Source organism: Leucobacter soli (assembly GCF_042659205.1).
Taxonomy (GTDB): domain Bacteria; phylum Actinomycetota; class Actinomycetes; order Actinomycetales; family Microbacteriaceae; genus Leucobacter; species Leucobacter soli.
The window spans coordinates 1-977 of record NZ_JBHSRW010000421.1 but is presented as its reverse complement, the minus strand read 5'-3'; the positions used below and the strand labels follow the sequence as shown (position 1 = coordinate 977).

The following is a 977-nucleotide window of genomic DNA, read 5'->3' as shown; positions in this document are numbered from 1 at the left end:
GGGAGGCCGCGACGCGCATCGCCGCCGGCCTCGCCGCGGGACGGAGCAGCCGCCTGGTGGTGGAGCCCGAGCTCGACATCGTCTGCTACTACCCGGCGGCCGAACGTGCGAGCGAGATCAGCCGCGCCTCGGACCGCGCCTTCGACCTGCTGGCCGAGCGCGGCTGGCACGTCGCGAAGCTCACGGTCGACGTCGATTGGCTGCGCCGGTCCGGCGCCGGCATCGAGGCGGACGCGGAGACGGTCACGGTGCTGCGCAGCTGCGTGATGAAGCCGGAGCACCTCGGCATCGTCGACGAGTTCGTCGAGACCGTCGAAGAGGTGTTCAGCGGCCTCGTGTAACCGAGACCGCTGGGAGACGAGGGAGCGAGGGAGCGACCATGAGCACCGGCACGATGAACGACGACCAGGCGCGGGGCGGCGCGGCCGGCGACGGCTGGCACCGCTGGCAGGAGCTCGCCCGGCGCGAGGTCGTCGACCTGGCCCGCGAGGGCCTGGTCGTCGTCCCGCTCGGCGCGACGGAGCAGCACGGCCCGTTCCTGCCTACCGGCACCGACATCATGCTGTCGACGCGGGCGGTCGAGGGCGCGCTCGATCTCGCGGCGCCGGAATGCGACCGACCGCTCATCCTGGCGCAGTTCCTCGGCATCGGCTGCTCGGCGCACCACCTGCCGTTCGGCGGCACGATCTCGCTGCCGCCCCAGGTGATGATCGACGTGCTCGTGGCCTCCATGCTCAGCATGGCGGAGAGCGGCGTGAGCCGCATCGTGCTCGTGAACGGGCACGGCGGCAACACCGGGGTGTGCCACGCCGCGGCCTCCGAGGCGGCCTCGCGCAGCGATCTGACCATCGCGGCGCTCGACTACTGGGAGATGGCGTCGCCGCCGGATCCCGCCGCGCCCGGCCACGCCGGAGCGTTCGAGACCTCGCTGATGCTCGCCGTGCGGCCGGATCTCGTGGCCGCGGACCGAGAGCGGG

At 73.1% G+C, this 977-nt stretch carries 1 protein-coding gene and 1 pseudogene; both read left to right on the top strand.

Features of this window, described 5'->3' with window-relative positions; all coding sequences use genetic code 11:
* Positions 1-341, top strand: a pseudogene (locus ACFPZL_RS13665) (hypothetical protein); the annotation flags it as partial.
* A 38-nt stretch (positions 342-379) separates the two neighbouring features.
* On the top strand, positions 380-977 hold a 598-nt coding region (locus ACFPZL_RS13660; protein WP_382335936.1), incomplete at its 3' end, for a creatininase family protein.